Source organism: Nonomuraea sp. NPDC049158 (genome assembly GCF_040648335.1).
Classification (GTDB): Bacteria; Actinomycetota; Actinomycetes; order Streptosporangiales; family Streptosporangiaceae; genus Nonomuraea.
In genome coordinates, this window is sequence record NZ_JBEZDM010000017.1 from 1 (window position 1) to 21,964 (window position 21,964).

The 21,964-nt window shown below is 70.8% G+C and carries 26 protein-coding genes and 1 pseudogene; 12 read left to right on the plus strand and 15 right to left on the minus strand.

Annotated elements, in window-relative coordinates:
* Positions 1–54: 54 nt before the first annotated feature.
* Positions 55–366: a hypothetical protein gene (locus tag AB0B61_RS31675; protein ID WP_358439566.1), complete on the minus strand. Its 312-nt coding sequence runs from the start codon at positions 364–366 to the stop codon at positions 55–57.
* Positions 249–503: an FAD-dependent oxidoreductase gene (locus tag AB0B61_RS31680; RefSeq protein WP_358440029.1), complete on the minus strand. Its 255-nt coding sequence runs from the start codon at positions 501–503 to the stop codon at positions 249–251. Before AB0B61_RS31680 ends, AB0B61_RS31675 begins: the two co-directional genes overlap by 118 nt.
* Between AB0B61_RS31680 and AB0B61_RS31685 the strand changes: the two genes are divergently transcribed.
* Both AB0B61_RS31685 and AB0B61_RS31690 read left to right on the plus strand, forming a co-directional pair.
* A complete protein-coding gene (locus AB0B61_RS31685) occupies positions 393–887 on the plus strand; it encodes a hypothetical protein (protein ID WP_358439568.1) in 495 nt (164 codons plus the stop codon). The genes AB0B61_RS31680 and AB0B61_RS31685 overlap by 111 nt on opposite strands.
* Before the next feature lie 191 nt (positions 888–1,078).
* Positions 1,079–1,888, plus strand: coding sequence for an IclR family transcriptional regulator (locus tag AB0B61_RS31690; protein ID WP_358439571.1), 810 nt, complete (start codon positions 1,079–1,081; stop codon positions 1,886–1,888).
* A 22-nt stretch (positions 1,889–1,910) separates the two neighbouring features.
* Here the strand turns inward: AB0B61_RS31690 and AB0B61_RS31695 are convergent, their stop codons facing one another.
* Together AB0B61_RS31695 and AB0B61_RS31700 are read right to left on the minus strand one after the other, a co-directional pair.
* Positions 1,911–2,516 (minus strand): PepSY domain-containing protein, encoded by a 606-nt coding sequence (locus tag AB0B61_RS31695; RefSeq protein ID WP_358439574.1) that lies wholly within the window; start codon positions 2,514–2,516, stop codon positions 1,911–1,913.
* Between the two features lie 63 nt (positions 2,517–2,579).
* The gene (locus AB0B61_RS31700) at positions 2,580–3,470 is read right to left on the minus strand and encodes an NAD-dependent epimerase/dehydratase family protein (protein ID WP_358439577.1); all 891 of its coding nucleotides are present in this window, start codon (positions 3,468–3,470) and stop codon (positions 2,580–2,582) included.
* Positions 3,471–3,541: 71 nt separating this feature from the next.
* Between AB0B61_RS31700 and AB0B61_RS31705 the strand changes: the two genes are divergently transcribed.
* The 4 genes and pseudogenes from AB0B61_RS31705 to AB0B61_RS31720 all read left to right on the plus strand — a co-directional run bounded on the left by AB0B61_RS31705 (position 3,542) and on the right by AB0B61_RS31720 (position 5,751).
* A complete protein-coding gene (locus AB0B61_RS31705; protein WP_358439580.1) occupies positions 3,542–4,471 on the plus strand; it encodes a helix-turn-helix domain-containing protein in 930 nt (309 codons plus the stop codon).
* Between the two features lie 75 nt (positions 4,472–4,546).
* Positions 4,547–5,077 (plus strand): annotated as a pseudogene (locus AB0B61_RS31710) (DUF998 domain-containing protein); the annotation flags it as partial.
* A 3-nt stretch (positions 5,078–5,080) separates the two neighbouring features.
* The gene (locus AB0B61_RS31715) at positions 5,081–5,209 is read left to right on the plus strand and encodes a hypothetical protein (RefSeq protein WP_358439583.1); all 129 of its coding nucleotides are present in this window, start codon (positions 5,081–5,083) and stop codon (positions 5,207–5,209) included.
* Positions 5,210–5,379: 170 nt separating this feature from the next.
* Positions 5,380–5,751, plus strand: coding sequence for a DUF4345 family protein (locus tag AB0B61_RS31720; protein WP_358439585.1), 372 nt, complete (start codon positions 5,380–5,382; stop codon positions 5,749–5,751).
* Positions 5,752–5,808: 57 nt separating this feature from the next.
* Here AB0B61_RS31720 and AB0B61_RS31725 read toward each other — a convergent pair whose 3' ends face one another.
* From AB0B61_RS31725 to AB0B61_RS31755, 7 genes are all read right to left on the minus strand, one after another.
* Positions 5,809–7,395, minus strand: a complete 1,587-nt coding sequence (locus AB0B61_RS31725) for a Na+/H+ antiporter (RefSeq protein WP_358439587.1) — start codon at positions 7,393–7,395, stop codon at positions 5,809–5,811.
* Between the two features lie 206 nt (positions 7,396–7,601).
* A complete protein-coding gene (locus tag AB0B61_RS31730) occupies positions 7,602–8,654 on the minus strand; it encodes a M24 family metallopeptidase (RefSeq protein WP_358439590.1) in 1,053 nt (350 codons plus the stop codon).
* 11 nt (positions 8,655–8,665) lie between these two features.
* Positions 8,666–9,574, minus strand: a complete 909-nt coding sequence (locus tag AB0B61_RS31735; protein ID WP_225301149.1) for an ABC transporter ATP-binding protein — start codon at positions 9,572–9,574, stop codon at positions 8,666–8,668.
* Complete coding sequence (locus AB0B61_RS31740; RefSeq protein WP_358439593.1) at positions 9,571–10,431, minus strand: ABC transporter ATP-binding protein; 861 nt, start codon at positions 10,429–10,431, stop codon at positions 9,571–9,573. Before AB0B61_RS31740 ends, AB0B61_RS31735 begins: the two co-directional genes overlap by 4 nt.
* Positions 10,428–11,303, minus strand: coding sequence for an ABC transporter permease (locus tag AB0B61_RS31745; RefSeq protein ID WP_225301147.1), 876 nt, complete (start codon positions 11,301–11,303; stop codon positions 10,428–10,430). The genes AB0B61_RS31740 and AB0B61_RS31745 overlap by 4 nt, the downstream gene beginning before the upstream one ends.
* The gene (locus tag AB0B61_RS31750; RefSeq protein WP_358439597.1) at positions 11,300–12,367 is read right to left on the minus strand and encodes an ABC transporter permease; all 1,068 of its coding nucleotides are present in this window, start codon (positions 12,365–12,367) and stop codon (positions 11,300–11,302) included. The genes AB0B61_RS31745 and AB0B61_RS31750 overlap by 4 nt, the downstream gene beginning before the upstream one ends.
* A gap of 2 nt (positions 12,368–12,369) precedes the next feature.
* A complete protein-coding gene (locus AB0B61_RS31755) occupies positions 12,370–13,944 on the minus strand; it encodes an ABC transporter substrate-binding protein (RefSeq protein ID WP_358439600.1) in 1,575 nt (524 codons plus the stop codon).
* A 107-nt stretch (positions 13,945–14,051) separates the two neighbouring features.
* On the opposite strand from AB0B61_RS31755, the gene AB0B61_RS31760 reads away from it, so the two are divergent.
* On the plus strand, positions 14,052–14,687 hold the full coding sequence (locus AB0B61_RS31760) for an Lrp/AsnC family transcriptional regulator (RefSeq protein ID WP_357953344.1): 636 nt from the start codon (positions 14,052–14,054) through the stop codon (positions 14,685–14,687).
* A gap of 22 nt (positions 14,688–14,709) precedes the next feature.
* Here AB0B61_RS31760 and AB0B61_RS31765 read toward each other — a convergent pair whose 3' ends face one another.
* Entirely contained in the window at positions 14,710–15,054 is a 345-nt protein-coding gene (locus AB0B61_RS31765) for a hypothetical protein (RefSeq protein WP_357645519.1), read from the minus strand.
* A 243-nt stretch (positions 15,055–15,297) separates the two neighbouring features.
* On the opposite strand from AB0B61_RS31765, the gene AB0B61_RS31770 reads away from it, so the two are divergent.
* The 3 genes from AB0B61_RS31770 to AB0B61_RS31780 all read left to right on the plus strand — a co-directional run bounded on the left by AB0B61_RS31770 (position 15,298) and on the right by AB0B61_RS31780 (position 17,830).
* A complete protein-coding gene (locus tag AB0B61_RS31770) occupies positions 15,298–16,326 on the plus strand; it encodes an alcohol dehydrogenase catalytic domain-containing protein (protein ID WP_358439603.1) in 1,029 nt (342 codons plus the stop codon).
* A gap of 137 nt (positions 16,327–16,463) precedes the next feature.
* Positions 16,464–17,228, plus strand: coding sequence for a hypothetical protein (locus AB0B61_RS31775; RefSeq protein ID WP_358439606.1), 765 nt, complete (start codon positions 16,464–16,466; stop codon positions 17,226–17,228).
* On the plus strand, positions 17,225–17,830 hold the full coding sequence (locus AB0B61_RS31780) for a hypothetical protein (protein WP_358439608.1): 606 nt from the start codon (positions 17,225–17,227) through the stop codon (positions 17,828–17,830). Before AB0B61_RS31775 ends, AB0B61_RS31780 begins: the two co-directional genes overlap by 4 nt.
* Before the next feature lie 150 nt (positions 17,831–17,980).
* Here AB0B61_RS31780 and AB0B61_RS31785 read toward each other — a convergent pair whose 3' ends face one another.
* On the minus strand, positions 17,981–18,292 hold the full coding sequence (locus tag AB0B61_RS31785; protein WP_357953335.1) for a LuxR family transcriptional regulator: 312 nt from the start codon (positions 18,290–18,292) through the stop codon (positions 17,981–17,983).
* Positions 18,293–18,303: 11 nt separating this feature from the next.
* A complete protein-coding gene (locus AB0B61_RS31790) occupies positions 18,304–18,744 on the minus strand; it encodes a cupin domain-containing protein (RefSeq protein WP_358439611.1) in 441 nt (146 codons plus the stop codon).
* A gap of 443 nt (positions 18,745–19,187) precedes the next feature.
* On the opposite strand from AB0B61_RS31790, the gene AB0B61_RS31795 reads away from it, so the two are divergent.
* The gene (locus tag AB0B61_RS31795; protein ID WP_358439613.1) at positions 19,188–19,793 is read left to right on the plus strand and encodes a hemerythrin domain-containing protein; all 606 of its coding nucleotides are present in this window, start codon (positions 19,188–19,190) and stop codon (positions 19,791–19,793) included.
* A 91-nt stretch (positions 19,794–19,884) separates the two neighbouring features.
* Entirely contained in the window at positions 19,885–20,586 is a 702-nt protein-coding gene (locus AB0B61_RS31800; protein ID WP_358439616.1) for a hypothetical protein, read from the plus strand.
* A gap of 95 nt (positions 20,587–20,681) precedes the next feature.
* Here AB0B61_RS31800 and AB0B61_RS31805 read toward each other — a convergent pair whose 3' ends face one another.
* Positions 20,682–21,896, minus strand: coding sequence for a hypothetical protein (locus AB0B61_RS31805; protein ID WP_358439619.1), 1,215 nt, complete (start codon positions 21,894–21,896; stop codon positions 20,682–20,684).
* Between the last annotated feature and the right edge of the window lie 68 nt (positions 21,897–21,964).

The following is a 21,964-nucleotide window of genomic DNA, read 5'->3' on the forward strand; positions in this document are numbered from 1 at the left end:
CCGGGCATGGCGATATCGTCCGCCATGCCCGGCTGCCGCGCTGGGCTGAGATGGTCAGAAGCGGTCGACCCGGTACGGGTCCAGCACGTCCACGCGCGCCCCGTCAAGCACCTCGGTGGCCATGAGCTGGGCGAGCACGGGCCCCAGCGTGATCCCGGCGTTGGTGGTGACGCTGCGCACGTTGGAGTACAGCGGGCTGTGCCCGATCACGGGCAGGCCGTCCGCGGGGACGATTCTGCGGCCCACCGTCACCTTCTCGATCGAGGCGTCGCGGAGCGCGGGCAGGGCGGCGGCCGCGTCGGCGCGCAGGCGCTCGCTACGTTGATCCCGAGCGGGGTGAGCAGCGCGCGGGAGTCGGCGCCGCACGCGATGACGACCTCGTCGCACTCGACGTGTCCGGCGCTGGTGACGACCGCCGTGGCCCGGCCGCGAACGCCCTCCACGGACAGCGCCTCGGCGCCGGTCACGTACCGTACGCCCAGCTCCTCGCCGGCCTTGACCAGCGCGGCGACGGCGGCGTTGGGGTCGGCCGAGCCGGCCTCGGCTCGGGCGGGATCACCCTCGGCGAGCTGGCCGGCCGTGACGAGATCTACCTGCCCTGGGGGCCCGACTACGACCTATGGCGTGAACGACACCTGCTCCGGAAACCCGCCCATACCATCACCAAGGCACACTCGCTGGCGCCCGTGCTCCGCGCACCCGAAACGTGGGCTCTCGTACCCTCGTTCATGGCCGCCGACCTCACCGCCAGGACCGGCTGCCGGGCCGCGCCCCTGGCCGAGAACCCTCCCGAGCGGGCGGTCTACTGGGTGGAGCGCCGGCGCCGTCGCGCCGCCAACAACGCCGCGCTGCACGTCCTGGAGGACGCCCTCACCGACCTGTTCTGAACGGCCGCCCCGCGAGCGACGACATGACAGGCGTGTTTCTAGATTGTTATGAAAGGCAACAAATTAGCCCGGAAATAGGGCTAGACCCGTCTGGCCTCCCGGGATTACGTTGCCGCAAACAACATTCAACGAAACGGTGAGGCCGGGACCCGGCGTACTCGAAGCGCGATCGACGGTCGGAGGCGCTGCCCATGACCATGACCACAGCAACGATGGCAAGCCCGTCCAGGCAACCGGATCCCGCGCGGACGGTGGCCAGCCGGGTGCTCAGCGTTCTGGACGCGTTCTCCGGCGAACGTCGCCGGCTGACCCTGTCCGACATCAGCCGGCGGACCAGGATGCCGCTGACGACGGCGCACCGCCTGGTCGGCGAGCTGGTCGCGTGGGGCGCGCTCGAACGCGACCGCAACGGCCGCTACCAGATCGGCCTGCACCTGTGGGAGGTCGCGGCATTGGCACCTCGCGGCCTGGGGCTGCGCGAGGTGGCCATGCCCTACCTCGAGGACCTCTTCGTGGCGACCCGTCAGCACGTCCAGCTCGCCGTCCTCGACGGCCTGGACGTCGTGTACATCGAGCGGATCTCCAGCCACGACGCCGTCGGCGTGCACAGCCGTGTCGGCGGGCGATGGCCCGCGCACGCCACCGGTGTCGGCCTGGTGCTGCTCGCGTACGCGCCCCGGGCGTTCCAGGAGCGCTACCTGGGCAGGCCGCTGGCGGCCTTCACCAACAAGACCATCGTGGACCCGGACGCCTTGCGCCGCGTACTGGCCGAGGTGCGGCGCACCGGCTTCGCCGTCAGCGACCGGCAGGTCACCCTCGACGCGGTGTCGGTGGCCGCCCCCGTGAGTGACGCGGCCGACGAGGTGGTGGCCGCGCTCTCCGTCGTCGTCCGCGCCGGCGATCCGCTGCCGGGCTTGCCCATGCCGGGCGTCGTACCCCCTGTGCTGGCCGCCGCCCGCGGCATCAGCCTGCAACTCCTCCGGCATCCCGAAACGCCGTAGCGGCGAAAGTTGCCGGCTCCCCCTAGTCGTTCTTGGTCACGGTGCCGGACTTGGCGTCGATCTTGAGCCCCTGCCAGGTGCCGTCCGGGCTGACGACATCGACATCCCAGACGAGAAGGTCGTTGTTGTACTTGTCCAGGCTCATGTGGGTGATCTTGCCGTGCGACACCGAGGAGGACACCTTCTCCAGCGCGTCCTTGAAGGTCACCTTGGCGTCCTTGACCAGCCCCATGACCCTGGCCTTCTCATATTTGCCGGTGTCCTTGGACCTGGCCTCCGAGACCACCTTTCCCGACGCGTCCACTTCCAGCAGCCGCTCGGTGCCATCGGGCCCGGCCAGCTGGACCTCCCAGATCTTGCCGTCGTTCTCTGACTGGACCGAGAGGACATGGGAGCCCTCGGCGGAGTTCGTGGCCGCGGCGGCCGCCTTCTCGAGGCTCGTCATGTCGCCGGGTTCCTGCTGGGGACCGCCCGGCGTCGACATGGGCAGGGGGATGACGCCCCGCGCGGGTTCCGCCTTGATGGTGCCGGACTGAGTGTGGGCGCCTGCGCAGGCCCCGGCCGCGAGCAAGGCCGAGCCGGCGAAGAGGGTGCCTATGATGGTCTTTGACCGGTTTCTCCCATTCATGCTGAAGACGCTGCCCGGAACTCCATAAAGGCACGCCCAGGCGCTGGGCAACACGCTCCAGCGCTAGATCACTTCCCCGAGCACGTTGTCGAGCGGGGTGGCACGCACGCCGAGGATCTTCTCGGTCTCGGAGTAGTCGACGATGAACGGGTGGCCGGGCTTGGTGAGCACTTCGTGCATTTCCCCCCAGAGCGGGTCGGTGTACGCGAGCAGGGTCAGGTCGCGTTCGGTCATCTCCTCCATCCGTGGTGCCGGCGCCCCCGCGAGTTCGGCGAGTCGCCCGGCCAGCTCCCGTACCGACACGGTCGAGGTGGGCGCATGCCACGCCCTCCCGTACGCCTGCTCGTCGCGGCTCGCGGCGACCAGCGTGCGCGCGGCGTCGCCGATCGCCGTGTAGCTGTGCGGCACGTCGAGCTCCTGCGGCACCAGGACGAGCCTGCCCTCCAGTACGTGCCGCTGCACCATGAAGCTGAACACCGAGAAGGCTCCGGCGCCGTAGAACTGGCCGGCCCGCACCTCGGTGACCCTCACCCCTGCGGAGGCGGCCTCCTCCCATACCCGCGCCCTGGCCCGCCCCTTGGGTCCGGCCGCGGCCAGCGGGAAGTCCGGGGTGATCGGCCCCTCCACCGGCCCGTAGGCGTAGAGATTGCCGAGCATGACGTAGGCGGTCCCGGTCCGCCTCACGGCGGTGAGCAGCGACGCCGACAGGATCGGGAACAGTTCGGGCCAGGTGTGGTACGGCGGCGCGGCGGTGGTGAACAGCGTGTCCGCCCCCTGGGTCAGCTCGGTGAGCCGATCGGTGTCGGTCGCGTCCGCGGCGACCCTGTCGATGAGCGGGTGCTCGGGCCCGCCGCCGGTGCGGCTGATCATCCGTACCCGCTCGCCGTCCTCGGCCAGCAGCAGAGCGGTCTTCGACGCGGTAGCCCCACGACCCACGATCACATGAAATTTCATGACAACAACGGTGCCGACTCGCAGTCTCGTAGCCTAGTGGCCGGAATGCCAACTATCCGGAGGATCTGGCCATGCACCGCGTCGCCGCAGTCGTCGTGCCCCCCGTGCTGAGTTTCGACATCTCGATCCCCTCCATGGTCTTCAACAGCGTCCCCCACTATGACGTGCGCGTCTGTACGGCACGCCCCGGCCCGCTGCCGACCGTCGGGGGCCCCGACGTCGTGGTGGCGGACGGTCTGGACGCGCTGGAGGGCGCGGACACGGTGCTCGCGGTCGGCAGCGGCGGCGAGCAGGCGCCCCCGGAGGTTCTCGACGCCTTGAGGAGAGCCGCGGCCGGCGGCGCCCGGATCGCCTCACTGTGCACGGGCGCGTTCGTGCTGGCCCAGGCCGGCCTGCTCGATGGGCGCCGCGCCACCACGCACTGGGGGCTGGCCGACGACCTGGCCACCCGCTTCCCGTCGATCGAGGTACGGCCCGACGTCCTCTTCGTCGAGGACGGCGGCATCTTCACCTCGGCGGGCGCCGCGGCCGCCATCGACCTGTGCCTGCATCTTGTCAGGCTCGACTATGGCGCGGCGGTGGCCAACGCGGCCGCGCGACTCGCGGTCGTCTCGCCCGTACGGCCCGGCGGCCAGTCCCAGTTCATCGAGACGCCGCTGCCTCCCGAGCGCGGCACCTCACTGGCTCCCACCCGGGCCTGGGCGCTGGAGCACCTCGATCGCCCGCTCACCCTGGCCGATCTGGCCGGACACGCCAAGATCAGCGTGCGCACCCTGACCAGACGCTTCCACGCGGAGACCGGGCTGAGCCCGCTCCAGTGGCTGCTGCACCGGCGCGTCGACCGGGCCAGGGAGCTTCTGGAGACCACGGAGCTGCCCATGGATCAGGTGGCCGGGCAGAGCGGTCTGGGCAGCGCGGACTCCCTCCGCAAGCACCTGTCGAGCCGGGTCGGGCTCACTCCCACGGCCTATCGCGCGAGCTTCAGCCGGGTTCCCGCCTAACGAGGCCGGTGGGCGCGGGCAAGGCCTCGCGTCCGCTCGCCGGAGTGACGCGGACGCGGGCGGGCGCCGCACGCGTTCGCGTTCAACGCGCTGGGCTTCATCGCACCCGGACTGCTGGTGATCGCGTTCGCGACGGGGTTCGCCCCGCTGATCCGGGCGGGCGGCTCCGCGGTCGGGCCGGCGCTGCTGGCCCTGTCCGGGGCGTCTCTGGTGATCGCCGGCGTCTTTCCCGTGGACATGGCGGCACGCGACTCCGGCACGTCCCTCGCGCATCTGGCCGGCGCCAGCGCCTCGGGTATCTTCTGGGCCGCCTCCCTGTTCTGGATGGGCCGGCTGCTGACGCGCCTGCCCTCCGTCGCGGGCTTGGCGCGGATCACGCCGTGGTTTGTCGTGTTCCTGGTGGCGAATCTGGCCTGGCAGGCGATGTGGCAGGCCACGGGGTGGCCGCCGCCCGGCTGGGGCCAACGCATCGCTTTCGCCGGCTACTTCCTCTGGATCGCATTTACCGGCGTGATGCTGTTGCGCGGGTCAAGCCCGGCCAATGGCCAGCCGGTGCGCGGCGCGGGTCCTCCGTCTTCCCCTCACAACGGTGTCATCGGTCCGTAATCCATGTACGGATCAGGCCGCCTGGGGAAGGTGGCGCTGATCGGCCTCGGCCTGGTCGCGGTGGTCTCCGCCATCGCCTTGCGGGTCACCGAGCACCGCCGAACGCGGCGAAAAGCGGCGAAGAGCCGTTGAACGCAGAAGCCCGACGTGGCCAGCGCTCGCCCGGCTGAGGTTTGTGATCTTAGGGTGTCGCCCAGGAGCCCCTGCAGCCCCGACGCGGCGGGTCGGTGAAAGCCGGATGCGGTGCGCGAGCGGCAGGCTGGCCCCGCAACCTGCTGTGCTGCAAAAAGGGGCGTACCTTCATGGCTGCTGTCGTGATCGCCGTGGTGGCGATCTTCTTCCTCGGGATGGGCGTCTACGGACTTGTCGCGCCCGCCGCGCTGATCAGGCCGTTCCGGATCGTGGCCGACTCGGCCGAGGCACGCGCCGAGATCCGCGCCGTGTACGGCGGTTTCGGCGTGGCCGTCGCGGGCCTGCTGCTGGCAGCGGCGGCCGACGTGGGCGGGATACGGACGGGCGCGGTCGTGGCCGTCGCGGTGTCCCTGCTGGGCATGGCCTTCGGACGGCTCGTGGCGCGGTTGGTCGAGCGGCCGTCGGCGTTCTATCCCTCGTGGCTGTACTTCTGGGTGGAGGCCGTCGGCGGTGGCGCGCTGCTGGCCGCCCTCACCTGGTGAGCCGTCCCGTCACACGACGGGATCCAGGGCGGCGGGCGCATGGACGGGTGCCGGTCATCAGTGCATGCTCCGGGCGTCCAGTTGGCGTAGCACCCTCGTGACCACCTCGGGGTCGGCGGTTGAGTCGCGGCGTGCGTCGATTACAGCCTGGCGGGCGGCGGACAGCATCTCCGATTCGACGCGCCTGACCGTCCGTACCCGCTCGGCGCGTTTCTCGTATGCCGCGCGTCGCTCCTCGTCGGCGGCCTCGGCGCTGATGCGCATGCCGATGTCCGTCATCCGTTTGGAGAGCAGTTCGACTACCTCTTCGGGCAGGTCCTCGGTTTCGTTGATTTCCTTGAGCCGCTTCCTGGCGGCTTTGGCGGCGCTGATGGCCAGGCGGCGTTCCAGGTCTCGTTCGGCTGCGGTGTCGGTTTTGACGCCTAGCCTGGTCACCAGCCAGGGCAGGGTCAGCCCCTGGAAGACCAGCGTGACCAGGATGACGGCGAACGCGATGAACACCAGCACGGCCCGCTCCGGGAACGGCGACCCGTCCTCCGTCTTCAGCGGGAGGGCCAGGGCGAGTGCCACCGAGGCGACGCCGCGCATGCCCGCCCACCACATGACGACCGTCTCGCGCCAGCTCAGCGGTACCTCGGAGTCGTCGTCGCCGGCTCGGCGGGTCTTCCTGGCCAGCCAGGCGGCGGGCAGCAGCCAGACCAGCCGTACCACCACCACGACGCCCACCACGGCGGCGCTCCAGCCGAGCACCTCGGTCAGCCGGCCGCCGACCGTACCGAACAGGCTGTGCAGCTCCAGCCCGATCAGCCCGAACGCCACGCCCGTCACGAGCGTGTCGACGATCTGCCAGAACGTCGCGGCCGCGAACCTGCCGTGCACGTCGTCGGCGTCCGACAATCGGTCGCTCAGGTAGAACGCGCTGGTCAGTACGGCCAGCACCCCCGAGCCGTGCCACTTGTCGGCCACCGCGTAGCTGACGAACGGCACCAGCAGCGACAGCCCCACCTGCAGCGTGGCATCGCCCAGCAGGGCCATCAGCCGGCCGGCGAGCCAGCCGAGCCCCAGCCCCACGGCGACCGCCACCACCGCCGACAGCACGAACTCGCCCAGCGCGCCCGGCCACCAGAAGACGCCGGTGACCGCCGCCGTGATCGCCACCTTGTACAGCACGATCGCGGTGACATCGTTGAACAGGCCCTCGCCCTCCAGCAGCGACACCAGCCGCCTCGGCAGCCCCAGCCGGCCCGCCACCGCCGTGGCCGCCACCGGGTCGGGCGGCGCCACCAGCGCCCCGAGCGCCGCCGCGGCCGCGATCGGCAGGCCGGGGATGAGCGCGTGCGCCGTCACCGCGACGGCCGCCGTCGTCACGAACACCAGCGCCACGGCGAGCAGGAAGATCGGCCGCCAGCTCGCCGCGAACTGCCGCCACGACGTCCGCCGCACCGCCGCGTACAGCAGGGGAGGGAGGAGGAGCGGCAGGACGATGTCGGGGGGTACGTCCACGTTCGGCACGAACGGCAGCAGGGCCAGGACGATGCCGAGCAGGGTCATCAGCACGGGGGACGGCAGCCCGAGCCGGTCGCCGAGCGGCACCGTGATCAGGGCGCCCAGCAGGATGAGCATGAGCAGCACGAACTGGTCCACGACGCCCTCCGATGATCGTCTCAATCAGCCTAGACGGGTCGTTCGCCGAGGCCACGGAGGGGCGGCCGCCGGAGGTGCGATCGGGGGTTACGGGGGGTGGCCTCGGAGGTCTGATCCGGGTTTACGGGGGACGGCCCCAGAGGTGCGATCCCGGGGCCGCGGGGGCGGGCCTGGGCCCTGGAGGTGCATCCGTGTGGGGTGCGGCGTCAGTGGTCGAGGACCCGCAGGGTGTGGTGGGCGGAGCCGAGCGGGGCCGGGCCCGCCGCCGTGATGGCGACCACGTCGGCCACCCGGGCGCCGAACAGGTCCGGCACGTAGATCGCGGGCTCCAGGCACAGGGTCATCCCCGGTTCCAGCGGCGTGTCGTCGCCTGGCTGGACACGCGGGCCCTCGTCGTGGCCCAGCCCGACGCCCCGGCCGAAGTGGGCGGCGGCGAAACGGCCGTACCCGCTGCCGTCGATCACGTCCCCGACCGCCTTGGCCACGCTCTCGGCGACGGCCGACGGCCGGGCCGCCGAGCGTAGAGCGGCGGCCCGTGCGGCGAGTACCACCGAGTACATCGCCTCGAAGTCCTCGGGCGGCTCGGCGACGGCGAACACCCGCGCCACCTCCGCGCAGTAGCCGTCCCACCGGCCGCAGAGCGACACCAGCAGCGCGTCGCCGGGGTTGATCACTCGGTCGCCGGGGCGGTGCGCGGGCCGCGCGGTGTGCTCGCCCGCGGCGACCCGCAGCGACAGGACCTCCTCGCAGCCGGTCTCCATCAGCAGTAACCGCAGCCGGGCCGCCATCGCCCGCTCGGTGGAGCCGAACCAGGACAGCTCGCGAGCCTGGCCGAGCACCGATTCCGCGGCCACGACTGCGCGCTGGACCGCCTCGATCTCGTGCGGTCGCTTGCGCAGCCGCAGCGGCGCCAGCACGGCCGTGGCGGGCACCAGCTCGGCCTCGATCGCGAGGCCGAACAGCTCGCGGACCCGCATCTCCGGGTCCACGCCGACGCGCCGCGCGGCCCGAGGTACGAGCGGGACCGGGTCGGCGGTCTCGGCGGCCGTGTCCAGAGTGACGACGAGAAACCCGTCGCCCCGCCCGCCCAGGAACCTGAAGTCGGGCGAGGGCCGCAACACCAGGGCGTCGACCTCCGCCTCGGCCATGGCCCCCCGCACGGCCCTCAGGACGGACTCCGGGCTGGCCTGCTCCAGGATGGGAACTGCGGTGGGATCCGTGGTGGGCTCCAGGACCGGTCCCTGCGTGGGTTCCGTCACGTTGGGGTCCGTCACTTTGGCTCGTGCAGCCAGCAGGCGACCGGTCCGAAGTCGGGCTCCTTGTCCCGGCACACGTCCATGACCTGCGGGCAGCGCGGATTGAACCGGCAGCCCGCCGGCGGGTCGGCCGGGTCTGGTACGTCGCCGGGCAGTTCGGCGGGCAGCACGCCCATGCCGTCGGGCTTGGGGATGGCGCGCAGGAGCGCCTGCGTGTACGGGTGACGGGGATTGGCCCACACCTCGGCCGTGTTCCCGACCTCGACGATCCTGCCGAGGTACATGACCGCGATCCGGTCGGCGATCAGCCGCACCACCGACAGGTCGTGGCTGATGAACAGCAGCCCCGCCCCCGAGTCCACGGCCAGGTCGCGCATCAGGGTGGCGACCTGCGACTGGGCCGAGGCGTCCAGCGCCGAGATCGGCTCGTCGCCGATCAGCAGCCGGGGCCGGGCCGCCAGCGCCCTGGCGATCGCGATGCGCTGCCGCTGGCCGCCGGAGAACTCGTGCGGGTGCCGGCTCACGAAGTCGCGCGGCAGCCCGACGCGTTCCAGCAGGTCGGCGGGGGCGGTGGCGGTGTCGCCTGAGGTACGGAGGCCGTCGGCGATCTGGTCGCCCACGCGGCGGCGCGGGTTCAGCGACGCGTACGGGTCCTGGAACACCATCTGGATGCCCGTCAGCTTGCGCCGCCGCAGCCCGAGCGGCGTCACCGGCTGCCCGTCGAACGTGATCGAGCCCTCGGTGACGGGGTTCAGCCCGCAGACGGCGCGGGCCAGCGTCGACTTGCCGCAGCCGGACTCGCCGACCAGGCCCACGACCTCGCCGGGCCCGACGGACAGGCTCGCCCCGGCGACCGCCCTGACGATCGGGCGCCCGGGCGAGCGGTGCTCGACGACCAGGTCGTCGATCGCCAGCAGCGTCATGAATCCTCCGAACGGGGAGCGGGAGCGGGCGGGCCAACAGGCCCGGCAGCGGGCGCGGGGTCGGACCCGGCAGCGGGCTCGGTGTCGGGCGGTGAGGCGTCGGGTAGCGAGTCGAGCAGGGAGCGGGTGTACGGGTGGGCGGGTTCGCGCAGCACCTGGCCGCGCGCCCCCGTCTCCACCACCAGCCCGTCCTTCATCACACTCACTTCATCCGCCACCGCCGACATGACGCCCAGGTCGTGGGTGACGAGCAGCACGGCCAGCCCCAGCTCGTCGCAGAGCCCCCGAAGCAGCCGCAGCACCCCCGCCTGCACGGTCACGTCCAGCGCCGTCGTCGGCTCGTCCGCGATCAGCACCTTGGGGGAGCAGGCCAGCGCGATGGCGATCGCCACGCGCTGCCGCATGCCGCCCGAGAACTGGTGCGGGAAGCGCCCGTACGCCTCCTCGGCCCCGGGGATGCGTACCTTGCCGAGCAGCTCGACGGCTCGCCGCCGGGCCTCCCGCTTGTCGACGCCGAGGTGGTGGCGCATGTGCTCGGTGAGCTGCTTGCCGATCGTGAGCATCGGGTGCAGGCTCGTGGCCGGGTCCTGGAAGACCATGGCCACCTCGCCGCCGCGTACCCGGTTCAGCTCCTTCGGCGGCAGCGTGAGCAGTTCGCGCTCGCCGAGCGCGATGCTGCCGGTGGCCCGCGAGCCGTGCGGCAGCAGCCCGAGTACGGCCAGCCCGGTCATGGTCTTGCCGGACCCGCTCTCGCCCGCCAGCCCGTGCACCCGGCCCTCCTGGAGCGACAGGTCCACGCCGCGCAGGATCTCCTTGCCGCCGATGGTCACCTTCAGATCGGTGATGTCCAGGGTCACAGCGCACGCTCCTTGATGGCGCGGGCCGTACGGGGGTCGAGGGCGTCCCGCAGCGTGTCGCCGAGGAAGTTGAAGGCCAGCACCACGGTCAGGATCGCCAGGCCGGGGAAGGTCGCCACCCACCAGCTGTCGAAGACCTCCACGCCCGAGGCCACCATCGCGCCCCACTCCGGAGACGGCGGCTTGGCCCCGAGACCGAGGAACGACAATCCCGACAGCAGCAGCAGCGCGGTGCCGATGTCGAGCGTGGCCAGGACGAGCACCGGGCCCGTCACGTTCGGCAGCACGTCCACGCGCAGCGAGCGCCAGGCCGAGAAGCCCAGCAGCCGCCCGCTCAGCACGAACTCCCGCTCCCGCACGCCCAGCACCAGCCCGCGCGTCACGCGGGCGTAGGCGGGCCAGGCCACGACGAGTACGGCCAGCACCGCGTTGGTCAGGCTGGCCCCGAGCGCCGCGGCCACCACCATGGCCAGGATGACCGTCGGGAAGGCGAACACCAGGTCCGCCACCCGCATGATCGTCTCATCCACCCATCGGCCGAAATATCCGGCGCAGGCGCCGAGCAGGCCGCCGATCAGCACCGACAGCGCCACCAGCATCAGCGTCAGCGGGATCGACACCCGCGCGCCGTGCATCACCCGGCTGAGGATGTCCCGGCCGAGCTGGTCCGTACCGAACCAGTGCCCGGGCCCGGGGGCGGCCAGGCGCGGCAGGTCCTGGGCCAGCGGGTCGTGCGGCGCGAGCACCGGCGCGGCCAGCGCGACCACGAGCCAGGCGATCGCGATCACGCCGCCGACGATGGCCAGCGGTTGCCGCCAGGCATGGGGGAGCCGCCCGGTCAGGCCCTTGCGGGCCAGGGGATCCCGTTTCACTGAAGCCTCACTCGGGGATCGATGACGCCGTACAGCACGTCCACGATCAGGTTGATGACGAGGTAGACGACGCCGACCACCAGCCCGACGCCCATGACGGCGGGCAGGTCGAGGGTGGTGGCGCTCTTGTAGGCGTACTGGCCGACGCCCGGCCAGGCGAAGATCGCCTCGACCAGCACCGTGCCGGACAGCAGGCTGCCGAACGCCAGGCCGGCGACCGTGATGATCGGCACCAGCGCCGAGCGCAGCACGTACCGGAACAGGATCGTCCGGCCCGGCAGGCCCTTGGCCCGGGCGGCGCGCACGTAGTCCTGGCCGAGCACCTCCAGCACGGCCGAGCGGGTGAAGCGGGTCAGCAGCCCGATCGTGTACAGGGCCAGCACCAGGGCGGGCGTGATCAGGTGGCCGACGGCCGAGCCGAAGATGTCCCACCGGCCGGCGAGCAGCGCGTCCACCGTCTGCAGGCCGGTGACGGCCGGGGCCGTGCCCAGCGCCGCGTCGACCCTGCCGCTGCCCGGGGTGATCTGCAGCCGGTAGAAGAACACGTAGAAGGCCACCAGCGCCAGCCAGAACGTCGGCACCGAGATGCCGATCAGGCTCAGCACCCGCAGCGCGTGGTCCGACAGCCGGTCCCTGCGCAGCGCGGCGATCACGCCGAAGGCCACACCGAGCACGAGGGAGACCAGGATCGCCGCCCCGGCCAGCTCCAGCGTCGCCGGGACGAACTCGGCCAGGTCCTGGCTCACCGGCCGGTGACTCTGCTGGCTGGTGCCGAGGTCGCCGTGGACGACGCCCTGCAGATGCAGCAGGTACTGCTCCCACAGCGGCTTGTCCAGGCCGTGCTCGCTGCGCCACTGCGCGACGATGGCCGGGTCGCCCAGGGCCCGCTGGCCCAGGTTCGCGGCGACGGGGTCGCCGGGCACCAGGTTCGTCAGCACGAACGTCACCAGCGTGATGCCCCAGGCCAGCAGGAGCGCCATGAGGATCCGCCGGATCAGGAACCGGGCGAGGGGATGCGCCCCGCGCCGCCTGGACGGGCGGGGCGGGGCGGCCGTGGTGGGCATGCCTACTTCGCGCCGAGGTCGGCGACGTCGACGGTCCAGACCGGGTGGTACTCCAGGCCGGTCACCGAGGCGGCGGTCACGATGTTCTGGCTCGGCTGGATCAGCGGGATGAACGGGCCCGAGGCGTTCAGCTTCGTCTGCACGTCGGCGTACGCCTGCTTGCGCGCGTCGTCGCCGATCGCGACCGCGGCCTTCTCACCGGCGGCCTCGATCTCCTTGGCCGCGCCGGCCTTCCAGCCCGCCCGCAGGCCCACCGTCTTGCCCGGCAGGAAGGCCAGGTAGTCGCTGGGGTCCGGGTAGTCAGGGCCCCAGTACCACAGGCCCATCTCCTCCTTGCCGTTGCGGTAGTTGTCCAGCGCGGTGGTGACCGGCGCGGGCTGCAGGTCCACCGTGATGCCGACCTCCTTGAGGTTGGCCTGGATCCGCTCGGCCAGCGGCTGGAACGACAGGCCGTTCACGGTCAGCTCGCTCGGGTACTCCAGCTTCACCGTGGGGTTGGCCACGCCGCTCGCGGCCAGGGCCGCCTTGGCGCCCTCGACGTCGCGCTTGGCCGCCTGGTCGGCGGGCAGCGCGCCGAGCAGCTGCGACGGGATGACGCCGGGCGCCTGCGTGGAGCCCTCACCGGCCAGTTCGAGCAGGCCCGCGTAGTCGACGCCCTTGCGTACGGCCTCGACGAACTTGGCGTTCGGCGTCGTCTTGCTGACCTTGTCGTCCTGGTTGGCCAGCAGGAAGATCACGTTGGCCGAGGCGGTCTTCTTGACCTGCAGGTTCGCCGGCATGCCGGTCACCTGGTCGCCCGACAGGTTGAGCGCCACCTGGCTGTCGCCGCGCTGGACGTTCAGCTTCTGCGTGGCGGACTCGACGTTGCGGATGACGACCTTGTCGTAGGCGGGCTTGGTGCCGTAGTACTTCGGGTTCGCCTTCAGTACGACCTGGCTGCTCACGTTGAACGACTCGATCGTGTACGGGCCCGAGCCGGCGGAGGAGGCGTTCAGGTACTGCTCGGCCTTGTCCTGCGCGTCCGCGGTCGCGCCGTGCTGCTTGGCGAGCTTGCTGTTGATGATGCCGAGCGCCGGGTTCGGCAGGATGAACGGCAGCGCCGGGTTGGCCGCCTTGGAGGTCAGCGTGATCGTCGAGTCGCCCTCCTTGGCCACCTCGACGCCGTCGAGCAGGAACGACGGGGTCCCCTTCATGTCCCGCACCCGGTTCAGGGAGAACACCACGTCGTCCGCGGTGACGGGGGAGCCGTCGGCGAACGTCGCGCCCTGCTTGAGCTTGAGCGTGAGCACCTTGCCGTCCTTGGACAGCTCGTACGACTCGGCCAGCGCCGGCACCGGCTTGGTCACGTCGGCGCCGTCGAAGGTGAGGAGCGTCTCGTAGATCGCCTTCTCGACGGTCAGGCCCGTCGGCTCGTACGTGCGCCCGGGGTCGGCCGTCTTGAGGTCGAAGGACGTGTCGATCACCAGGGTCTTGCCGCCGCTCTGGGCGGCGGGCGTCTGGGAACCGCCGCTTCCGCAGGCGGCGAGGGCGAGTGCACCGGCGAGCAGCACAGCCGCCGTCTGCGAGCGGGTCGCCATTGAGTCCTCCAGTTGGACGGTTGGCCGAAAGATGTCGAGGATTGTCGGGCAGAACGTCCAGGCACTGTGCGGTCGCTGAGACGTATATAAATGGGCTGGGGGTAACTATGAGTGAAATTTCCAGGAATGGTGCCAGCGGTAGTGGTCAGCCTGGACGGATCGGCATCGGCCTGGAGCTCGACGCGGTCCACCTGAAGATCCTCGAGGTCCTGCGGGAGAACGGCAGGATCTCGGTCTCGTCGCTGGCCGAACGGGTGGGCATCTCCCGGGCCAACGCCTACACCCGCTTCGAGGCGCTGCGCGCCGACGGCGCGATCAAGCGGTTCACCGCCGAGATCGACCATGTCAGGACGGGCCTCGGCATCACCGCGCTGATCTTCGTGACCGTGCGGCAGCAGATGTGGAAGCAGTTCAGGGCCGAGCTGGCCAGGATGCCCGAGGTCGAGTACTGCGCGATCACCACCGGCCAGCACGACGCGATGATCCAGGTACGGATGTCGGACGTGGCCGAGGTCCACGCCATGGTGACCGACCGGCTGGCCAACATCCCGGCCGTGAAGGCGACCGAGACGGTCTTCATCCTGGACGAGGTGCTCAGGCGGCCGTACGTGCTGCCCAGCGACCGTGACAAGGCCCGTCCGGCACGGCGGGCGGCCCAGGAGGCCCCCGGCGACGTGCCGCTCGGCAAGATGCGCTTCGTCGGCGCCGCGGAGGGAAGGGCCGCCCTGCGCAAGGACGGGTAGGTCAGGCGGAAGGACGGTCAGGTCAGCCGGTGACGACCTCGGTGCACACGCTGACGTGCCGGGTGTCGTCGCCCTCGAACTGGAACTCCTCCACCAGGCGCAGCCGTCCGTCGGCCTCGGTCTCGATGCGGCTGTTGCTCTGGCCGCCCGCCTTGCCCCCGGCCTTGAGCGCGTGCGCGTAGGCGATGGAGACCAGGTCGCCGTCCCTGGTGCCGACGAAACGGCCGTGGGTGACGGTGTCACCCGTGTAGCTGCCCCACACCACCCCGTCGGCCTCCCAGTAGTCGAACGCGGTGGGCCGCTCCTGGTCCACCACGCTCGCCGTCGAACTCACCATCACGAATCTGCGGCCGTTGAGAAGGTTCACGCCGCCCATGCTCCCGATGTTTCCTGACACGGAGCGTCAGGCTGGACGTTTCTCGCCGAACGCCGAGATCTCCTCGGCGATCCGTCCAGCCGCCGGGGCCGCGAGACGGGCCTTGTCAGGAATCCGGCTCCGCTGGTCGGGGTTGACCAGGGGTCGGACAAATGGTCAAAGAGTCGAGTGGAACGATGGACTTGTGACGGCCGCTCCGCGGGCCGCCGCGTCCCATGACGAAAAGGAGACGCCATGTCTTCTTCGGCCACACACCGTTCCATGCAGGCCGGCGAGCCTGGCGGCGACCTGTCTCTCGTCCGGGCGGACACCCGGGAGCCGGGCCCGGGCCAGGTACGGATCACCGTCGAGGCGTGCGGGGTGTGCCACTCCGACGCGTTGATCACCTCCGGCCACATCCCGGGCACCACCTTCCCCGTCACGGCGGGGCACGAGATCGCGGGACGCGTCGACGCGATCGGCGACCACGTCACCGGCTGGTCCGTCGGTGATCGGGTGGCGGTCGGCTGGTACGGAGGCAGCTGCGGTCACTGCGACGCCTGCCGGCAGGGAGACGGCATCCTGTGCCCCGAGCTCCAGGTGCCGGGCGCCGCCTACGCCGGCGGGTTCGCCGACTCCGTCGTGGTGCCGGCCGTCGCCCTGGCCGCGATCCCGGACGAGCTCACGGCGGTGGAGGCCGGGCCCCTGGCCTGCGCCGGCGTGACCGTGTACAACGCGCTGCGCCACAGCTCCGCTCGTCCGGGCGACACCGTCGCGATCCTCGGCGTGGGCGGTCTGGGGCACCTGGGCGTCCAGTTCGCCGCGAAGATGGGCTTCAACACCATCGCGCTGGCCCGCGGTCCCGACAAGGCGCCGCTGGCGCACAAGCTCGGCGCCGCTCACTACGTCGACAGCGCCACCGCGCCGGTGGCTGACGCGCTGCGGGCGTGCGGGGGAGCCAAGGTGGTGCTGGCCACGGTGACCAACGCCGAGGCGATGTCCGCGACCGTCGACGGCCTGGGGCCCCGCGGTGAGCTCATCGTCGTCGGCGTCGACATGGAACCGCTGCGGGTCACGCCCCTGCAGCTGGTGGGAGCGGCCAGGCGGGTGTACGGGCACGCTTCCGGCAACGCGGTCGACATCCAGGACACCATGAGGTTCGCCGCCCAGAGCGGTGTCCGGGCGTGGGCCGAGGAGGTCCCGCTGGAGGAGGCCCAGGCGGCCTTCCAGAAGATGCTCTCCGGCCAGGCCCGCTTCCGCATGGTCCTGGCCACCGGGAACTGATCGACCATCGCAGCGGAAACTCCGCCTGACCGTTACCGATCGGTTACGTACCGTACCGCAATCTATCCCCTGAGTAGTCATGCGGTCTGTGATAGTAATGTCACGCTCGGTGTTCGGTGGGGATTGGGGAGATCCTTATGCTGCAATACGTAATCGCGGCCGTGGCCGCGGTGGGTGTGGTGGCGCTGGCGGCCACCCTGTTCAGGCTCACGAAGAAGGGCAGCGACGACAACGACGCCGGCGGACCGTCGGCGGGCCACGCGGGCGCGATGCTGTCCGCCCTGTTCCTCCTGGTCTTCGCCATCGCGATCATCGTGCCGTGGACCACCGCCGACTCCGCCGGCCAGAACACCCACACCGAGAGCCAGGCCGCCGTGGAGGCCTACTGGTCGGCGTCCGGCCTGCCCGGCACCGCCCCTGACGTGGTGCGCGCCGGGCTGCGCGACTACATGACGTTCGTCGTCAGGGACGAGTGGCCCGTCATGCAGCGCGGCTCGATGGATCCCGTCGGCACGGAGCGGCTCGACGCGCTCCGGGCCCGCGTCGCCGCGCTGCAGGTGACCACCGACCAGAAGGAGGCCAAGACCGCGGTGCTCGACCACCTCGCGGCGATCGCCTCCGCCCGTTCCCAGCGCACCGCCGACGCCGCCGCGACGCCGCCCGACGGCCTGCTGGCCCTGACGATCCTCACCGGCCTGTTGGTGGTCCTGTTCCCGTTCCTGGCCGGAGCGCGGCCGAGCGGGCTGGCGGTCCTGCCGCTGCTGGCGATGGCCGCGATGCTCGGCTTCGGCATCTACCTCACCTGGGACATCTCCCACGCCTTCGACGGACCGCTGGCTGTGGGGCCCGAGGCGTACAAGGGCGCGCTGCAGGAGTTCGCCCGGATAGCCGGAGGCGTGTGATCGTGGGGGCCTGGCGCATGCCGCTGCTCCTGGCCGGCACGCTGCTGGCGCTGTCCGCGAGCGCTCCCGCCGCGGCCGATCCGGATCCGGGCGACGTGACGGTGAAGGTCGGCGTCGAGGCGAACGTCTGTGTGGACGTGCCGCTGGTGAGCGTACACATCGGGCACTGCGGGGCACCGGCGGCGCAACCGCCGACCGTGGTGAAGCCGCCGACCGTGGTGATCGTGAAGCCGCAGCCCGTCGTCACCCCGAAACCGCAGCCCGTGGCCACCCCGAAGATGACACCCAGGGTGCGGGTCGTGATCACGCCTCCTCCCGCGAAGCCCAAGCCGACCCAGCGGCCGGCCTCCCGGCCGATCCGAAACCCCGTGCGGGTGCCGCACGTCGCACCCCAGCCCGTCCGCGTCAAGCCGGCGAAACCGACACCGAAGCCCACCCCGACCCTCAAGCCGACCCCCAAGCCCCCGGTGACCTACGTACGCGCCCATCGCGCCCCGCCACCGCGCCCGCGGAAGAACCCGCTGGGCACCGTGCTCCTGATGGTGGTCCTCACCACGGCCATCGCCTCCACCACGGCTGTGGCGTTCGCGTCCGTGCGATGAAAACGCGCTCGGCCAAACCGCATGCCGCCCTCGAAAGCCGTGAGACATCGCTTCACCGGTGAAGCGATGTCTTCACCATCGGCAAGCTGGTCGAATGACCGTCTGGCGACGCTGGAGGCGGAACCGAAACCGGTTCCGCCTTCTTGGCTTTCAGCGTGCGGTGGTGAACAGGAACGCGCAGTCCTGTACGGCCTCCACGCGGTGGCGGCGTTCGGGCATGACCAGCAGATCGCCGGGCATCCCGTCCCAGGAGTCGGGCCCGGCGACAAGCCGCATCCGCCCGTGCAGTACGTGCACCGTGACCTCGCCAGGATGCTCGTGTTCGTGTAGGTGTTCGCCCTGTCGCAACGCCATGACGGTCTGCCGCAGCGAACGATCGTGTCCCCCGTGGACAGTGGTGGCGCTGCGACCGCTGTCCGCCTCGCGGGCAAGCGTGAGCTGATCGCGAACGAGGGCAGTCAACGAGACCTTGGTCATGACTGTGGGGCGCGACGGTCTCGCCGAGCTTCCAACTCTTCCGGGCTGACCGGGATCAGCATCGGCTGTCCGGGCGCGCAGAACATCGTCACCACGAACTGCGACTCCTCGTCGGTGAGGTGGTTGCCGTCCTGGTAGTGGATCACGTCTCCACCGGGCTCCCAGAACGCGTCACCAGGCCGGAGAACCCGCACGGGTTCGCCTTCGAGCTCGAAGTTGACGGCGCCCTTGATCACGTAACCGTACGCGGGCCCGGAGTGCCGGTGCGGCGGCGCACCCGGGCTGTTCGGCGGCAGCGTGACCCGGAGCGTCATCGCTTCGGCCCCCTCCGGCGCGGCCGGCGCCCCCGGTACGGTGCCGACGACGTCGATCTGCGGCGGTGGCCCGCTCTTGTCGGGGTTCTCGAGGTGGTGGGCTTGAGCGTGATCGGTGCTCATCACGATTCCTTCCCGGAAGTGGCCGGCTCGATCCGGCCGTTCACCAGCTCAGACAAGACAGCGCCCCGATCTGTGACAACGCTCCGAACAGTGCGTCTGTCTCATCCGCCCATTTCAAGCGGCAGGTTGGTGGCGGCGTGCGCCCGGTCGTCTGCGTCCCGGCTCGCGCAGCCGCCATCGAGCATCTCCAGGGCGCTACCCGGTGTCGAGGACGACCCGGGCAGTGAAGAGAGTGGCCGGACCAACGAGGAGCGCTGGCCGGGCACCGACGACGACGCGGCGCAAGCCCGGCGTGGCGGATGGCGCGCGTAGCCCGGCGGCCAGTGTCCAAGACGCGCAAACAGCGGCCAGTGTCCAAGAAGCGCAAACAACTGTTCCGTTGTCCTTCAACTTCGCGTACGACCGTCCTTGCCGGGTACCGGGGGCGCCAGAGAGGGGGAGCCATGACATTGGACGCCATCAGCATGATCAAGTCAGACCATCGCGACGTCGAGCGGCTTTTCGGCCGGCTCAAGAAGGACACCGAGGATCGTCCGGCCCTGCTAGCCGAACTGGCCGCCAAATTCGTCGCCCACTCCAGAGGGGAGGAGGAACTGGTCTACCCGGAGATCGCCAAGACCGTACCCAGTGAGAAGGACCAGGTCCGAGAGGGGGCGGAGGAACACCACCAGGCCGAGCGGATGCTGCTCAACCTCCTGGACGTCGACACCGACTCGGCGCGGTTCGACACGCTGCTGAACGAGCTCGTTCAGGCGGTCGCTCACCACGTTCAGGAGGAGGAGAGCGAGATCCTGCCGGCGCTCAAGAAGGCGGTTTCCCGCGAGCGTCTGGAGGAGCTCGGCCGAGCCTTCAGCGAACGCAAGGCGCAGGAGATCCAGCACGGTCTTCCGGTGGGGAGCCGTAACAAGTCGAGGAAGCAGAGCCGAGGAGCCAAGGAACCGAGCAAGGAGGATCTGTACCACCGAGCCCAGGAGGCCAAGGTTCCGGGCCGCTCATCCATGACCAAGGAAGAGCTCACCCGTGCGCTGCAGAAGAGCGGCAAGATCTGATCGGCGCGTGGGCCGCCTCGCAAGATTGGGGCCTTCGGCCCTGCCAAACTCAGCGATAGCGCCGGATAATAGCAGGTAGGAGGTGATTTCGATGAAAGAGAGTCATGAGCTCCGTTGGGGTGGAGTGGCAGGCGTCGCGGCCGTAGTGGTCGCCCTCATCGGGCGCCTGGTGATGGGGAACGTGCCGCAGATCACGGAATCCGCGATGACGATCTCGGGGTATCTGGTCGAGCGCCGGGCCCAGGTTCTGGCGGCGGCACTGCTGTACGCCATCGCGACCGCGCTGTTCCTGTGGTTCGGCGTGGCGCTGGCCACCGTCTTCCGCCGTTCGGACGAGACCAGTGACGCGCCCGCGATGGTGCTCGCGGGGTACATAGTCCTCGCCGCCACCGGGTTCATCGGCATATCCGTGTTCGCCGGGATGACCTACGCGGTCACCACGCATCGGCCGCTGCTGGCCATCGCCGCGGGGCCGTACATCTCGCTGACCGTGATGGACGCCATCATGGGAATCGCGCTGGCCGTGCCGTTCGGGGCCTCGGCCGCCGCCATCATGCGCACGCACGTGTTTCCGCAGTGGATGGCCTGGTGCGCCATCATCGTCGCCGTGGTCAGCGTCCTGGGCGCGTTCACGGTCGCGATCACCGGCGGTCCGCTGGCGCCCGGCGGCGCGTTGGTGGCGTTCGTGCCCGGAGTGCTCACCGCGCTGTGGGTGCTGGCCGCGAGCTGGCTGCTCATCCGCGAGCATCTTCCGATCCCGAGCGCCGGGGTAAGGCCGGTGATGGGCCACTAGCCACACGCCACCAGCCACCACGCCGGGTGCCCGACCATGCCGGATCCGATCCGGCATGCTCGGGCACTCGGCGAGCGGCGATCCAGTGAGCCTGCTCAGTCTCCGTGCAGGCCGTCGGGGTCGCAGTAGTCGACCTCGTCCGTGGGCCTGAAGTTGGACACGATGATCTCGCGTTTGAACCGGCCGCCCTTTGGTACGTCCTCGGCCGACACCTCGTACGTGAACTGCTGCATCGTACGAAGCCGGGTGCCACCGATGACGATCGGGCGCCGGACCAGGTAGATGGCCGCCCACGGGCAGCAGTAGTAGCTGCCGTACGGCTTGCCCCCGGCGTCGGTGGCGTAGGTGATGGCGCCACTGGTGAACGCGGTGTCGATCTCGGCCTGGATGCGCAGGGTGTGGGCCCGGTCGGGGTCGTACTCCCACATCTCCTTGATCGCTTGCCGGGCGCGGGGATCCGCCTGCCAGACGCCGCGCTTCTGCGGGTCGGTCAGGCACCAGGGATCGAAACTGCGGGGGTTCACCGGCGGCGTCGCGACGGGAGGCATGGCCCGTCGCGCGTCCACGCCTTTGTAGCCGGCGATGAGTTGCGGCATCGCGATCAGCTGGCCGAGGTGGTAGTAGATGTCCAGCGCCCGCTGCAGCCGCTGCTCGATCGCCTCGTGCATCCGCGGGCTCGGGTCGGTGTCCAGCAGTCCCTCGGCGTAGTCGGCGGCGGTCGCGGCCTCGGCGGCGAGCTGCCTGAGCCGCCGCAACGCGTCCAGGTGCCGGTCGGCGTCGGCGACCGTCTGCTCGAAGACGCCGAGCGCGACCTCGGCATGCTGACGGATCGAGCGGGCCGCGGCCAGCATGCCGTGCAGGTGCGGCAGCGGACACGGGTCGGCTTCGGCCCACTCCGGCAGGTCGGCCGGGAGGAGTAATTCCCGCTCCACCAGGTAGCCGGGATTGCCCGCCGCCTGCCGCGCCCGCGACACCCAGCCCTCGACCTGCGCGAAGCAGGCGCCCACCTGGTGGGCGGTCACCGGCGGCACGAATCCGGAGGTGCGGGGGTCGGCGGCGTAGTCGGCGTCCAGCAGGTGCTCGCCGACGGCCTGGAGGACGAACGCGTTCCACACGCACAGCAGCTGCCCGGCGGCCCCCTGCGGGCCGTGCCACAGGTTCACCCCCTCCAGGGCCAACCGGCGGCGGAGGCTTTCCGCCTGCTCCAGCTCGGTGTACACGATCCCGCCTGCCCGCCGGTACGCTTCGAGCTCGTCGGCCCGGACTTCTCCCTTCAGGGCGGCGGCCATCCGCGTCATCAATGTCCCCATGTGATCCCCCATCCCCATCCCCGTGCGCCGTCCGTCGTAGCGTAAGTCGGATATGGGGGATGATCCCC